The sequence below is a fragment of the Salinivibrio socompensis S35 genome (assembly GCF_000513715.1).
In the GTDB taxonomy this organism is placed as follows: Bacteria; Pseudomonadota; Gammaproteobacteria; order Enterobacterales; family Vibrionaceae; genus Salinivibrio; species Salinivibrio socompensis.
Genome location: NZ_AQOD01000258.1, coordinates 1 through 615, shown reverse-complemented (window position 1 = coordinate 615; position 615 = coordinate 1). Strand labels below are relative to the sequence as shown.

Here is a 615-nt window from a genome sequence, read left to right as displayed (position 1 = left end):
TGAGTTCGTATGTCCTGATAGCTGTTACCGAGGGCGAACAGGGCAATGACCTTGCGCTCTAAATCATCAGTCAAGTGAGTTTGGCTCTTCTTCACCAGTTGCGGCTCGAAGGTACCGGATCTATCACGGGGTGTCTGCAGGTCAAACTCGCCAGCGGAGGATTTCATCGTCTTCTTGCTATAGCCATTCTTTCGGTTAGGCTCTAGATCTGCCTCTAAATGCGCGTCTAGCTCAGCTTTTATTGCAGCTTCGGTTAGCTGTTTGATCAAAGGTGTTAAGACGCCATCTTTGCCAGTAACACCTTTGCCACTACGAAGCGCTTCTAGGGCAGCTTCCATATCGAGTTCTATTTTCTTGTCGGTCATGTATCATTCCTCTTTCGACCATTCTAACGAAATGACACAGAATTCTGAACACTACCAAAATCAATAATCAGACAACAAGATGTGCGAACTCAATATCTTACATGACTCTCTCTACCAATTCTGTCCTGAACTGCATTTAAAGCGACTTAATAGCTTGATGTTAGCTTGCCGAGCATTGCTTGAGAGCAACACGCTTACGCTTACCGAACTTGGTCGCAACTTACCTTGCCAAGCTAGAACTAAACACAAC

General features: G+C 45.5%; 1 protein-coding gene and 1 pseudogene. One reads left to right on the top strand and one right to left on the bottom strand.

What is annotated here, in order from left to right:
• Positions 1-365 (bottom strand): transposase (locus tag DZ54_RS23080; RefSeq protein WP_205619436.1); only part of this gene is annotated, 365 nt, incomplete at its 3' end.
• Between the two features lie 79 nt (positions 366-444).
• On the opposite strand from DZ54_RS23080, the pseudogene DZ54_RS25125 reads away from it, so the two are divergent.
• Positions 445-615, top strand: a pseudogene (locus DZ54_RS25125) (IS4 family transposase); the annotation flags it as partial.